General features: G+C 70.0%; 2 protein-coding genes and 1 pseudogene. All 3 read left to right on the plus strand.

The annotated features are described in order from the left end of the window. A partial coding sequence (locus ACFY9E_RS40130; RefSeq protein WP_390993598.1) for a papain-like cysteine protease family protein occupies positions 1-691 on the plus strand: 691 nt, incomplete at its 5' end. A gap of 11 nt (positions 692-702) precedes the next feature. Then, the gene (locus tag ACFY9E_RS40135) at positions 703-1,296 is read left to right on the plus strand and encodes a hypothetical protein (RefSeq protein WP_390993600.1); all 594 of its coding nucleotides are present in this window, start codon (positions 703-705) and stop codon (positions 1,294-1,296) included. A gap of 3 nt (positions 1,297-1,299) precedes the next feature. Beyond that, positions 1,300-1,687: pseudogene (locus ACFY9E_RS40140) on the plus strand (transposase); the annotation flags it as partial. Positions 1,688-1,781 lie beyond the last annotated feature (94 nt).

The raw sequence follows: 1,781 nt of genomic DNA on the forward strand, positions 1-1,781 counted from the left end.
CGCCATCGGATTCGACAACCGCGTCTGGACGACCTTCTGGAACGAGCACACCGGCTGGAACGCCGACTTCTTCCCCCTGCCCGGCGGCGCCGTGTTCGATCGGGAGCGGCAACGGGTCGACGTCGTGTCCCGGTTCGCCGGCCAGCTGGACGTGTTCGTCATCGGATTCGACAACCACGTGTGGACGACCTTCTGGAACGAGGCGTTGCCCGAGCCCACGGTCCGCCTCAACTTCGCGATGGAGACGCAGACCCAGACCAACTGGTGCTGGGCGGCCACATCCGTCAGCATCGCCCGGTACTACGACGCCCGCAGCACTTGGACGCAATGCACCGTGGTCAACGGCGAGCTCGGGCGCACCGACTGCTGCGGCTCGGGCGCGTCCGGCCCATGCAACGTGCCCAATGTGCTCGACGCGCCACTGCGCCGGGTGGGGCACTTCGACACCATGACCGGCGGAACCGCGACCCGCGAACAGCTGCACGGTGAGATCCGGGCGGGCCGGCCGGTGTGCGCCCGCACCGCCTGGCAGGCGGGCGGCGCCCACTTCGTCGCCGTCACCGGCTTCGCCCCCGGAGACCTGGTCGAGGTGGACGATCCGGTCTCCGGCGTCTCCGACGTCGACTACGACGTGTTCACCACCGCGTACCTCGGCTCCGGCTCGTGGACGCACACCTACTTCACCAAATGATGGGGGTCAACATGCCTCTCCAGCACCCCGAGCCGCCCGCTGAGGCCACCGAGGCCGTCAGCGGCAAGCTGCGCGCCGTCGGTCCCCACGCCGGGGCGAACCTGTCCGCCCTGGGCGGGGCCGCGGCCCCCACCGACCTGACCCCAACCGACCCGCACGAGGTCTATGTCCTGGACCTGCCGGACGTCCTTGGGGATGACCCGCTGGCCGCCGCCCGGCTCACGGGCTGGCGCTACCTGCTGAGCGAACAGCAAGAGGTCGTCTCCTCGGCCATGACGGTGCTCACCGACACCGGCGAACACCGCTTCGCCCTCTTCAACAGCGGCCCGTCCGTCACCGGTACCGTCACCGCGCTGCGCACCGCCGCCGACCTCCCCGAGGTGACCGCCCAGGACATGCGGGTCCGGCTCCTGACGGTCCCCGCGCTCAATCTGACCAGTATCTGGCTACACGGCGAGGAGGCCGACCTCCTGATCCCGCTGGCTCCCGTCTTCCAAGACCTAACCTCGGGGCAGCCCTACCCGGCGGCCACGGTGCTGGCCACCCTCCGGGAACCCGCCCAGGCCCTGACCGTCATCACCCCGGCCGACGAGACCGGCGCTTGACCGGAGTACCTGCCGCAGGAGCTGGGCTTCGGCTCGGCCATGACTTGCTGGCGACGCCTGGCCGCCTGGAACGAGGTCGGCGTCTGGGACCAACTGCACGCAGTGCTGCTGCAGGAACTGCGGTCGAAGAACAAGCTGGACTGGTCGCGGGCGGTGATCGACACCTCCCGCGTCCGGGCCGCCCGCAGCGGCCCAAAAGCGGCCCTGCCCGGTCGACCGTGCACGTCCGGGCAGCAAGCACCACGTCATCACCGACGGGCAGGGCATCCCGCTCGCGGTGTCGCTGAGCGGCGGCAACCGCAATGACGTCACCCAGCTCCTGCCCCTGCTCGACAAGATCCCGGCCGTGGCCGGTGTCGTCGGCCGGCCGCGGCAACGGCCCGACGTACTCTTAGTGGTCCTAACAAAGGCGTTGGACGTGGCGGTGGGTGATCAGGCAGGTGGCGAGGCCGAGGAAGGCTTCGTGGATGTCGTCGCGTCGTTCC

This window comes from Streptomyces sp. NPDC012466 (genome assembly GCF_042955215.1).
GTDB lineage: Bacteria > Actinomycetota > Actinomycetes > Streptomycetales > Streptomycetaceae > Streptomyces.

Excerpts from the sequence above, each read along its gene's own strand:
- ACFY9E_RS40135 (WP_390993600.1), top strand. The coding sequence starts at position 703 with ATGCCTCTCCAGCACCCCGAGCCGCCCGCTGAGGCCACCGAGGCCGTC.